The sequence below is a fragment of the Acinetobacter brisouii genome, from assembly GCF_008993995.1.
In the GTDB taxonomy this organism is placed as follows: Bacteria; Pseudomonadota; Gammaproteobacteria; order Pseudomonadales; family Moraxellaceae; genus Acinetobacter; species Acinetobacter brisouii_A.
Window position 1 is genome coordinate 1 of the sequence record NZ_BKNN01000195.1, and the last position, 310, is coordinate 310.

Here is a 310-nt window from a genome sequence, read left to right on the forward strand (position 1 = left end):
AAATGCGGTATATACCCAGCCTGAATGAGTTTGAATATACGTAAAGTCACCCACCCATAGTTGGTTTGGATGATCAGCATTAAAATTACGTTTCACTAAATCATCTGCCCGTTTTTGGTCATCTCGGCTACGGGTGGTTTGTTTATTCTTACCACGCCAAACACCTTGTATACCTAACTTTTGCATTAATCGAGCAACAGTACAGCGTGCAATAATATAGCCTTCACGTTTCAGTTTTTGCCAGACTTTACGTACACCATACCGACCTGAACTTTCCTTCCAAATTCGTTTAATCTCCTCAGCATGATGC

The 310-nt window shown here is 41.0% G+C and carries 1 protein-coding gene; it reads right to left on the reverse strand.

The genetic code is table 11. The annotated features are described in order from the left end of the window. The coding region (locus GBN19_RS15630) for an IS3 family transposase (RefSeq protein ID WP_151778721.1) at positions 1 to 310 on the reverse strand (310 nt) is incomplete at both ends.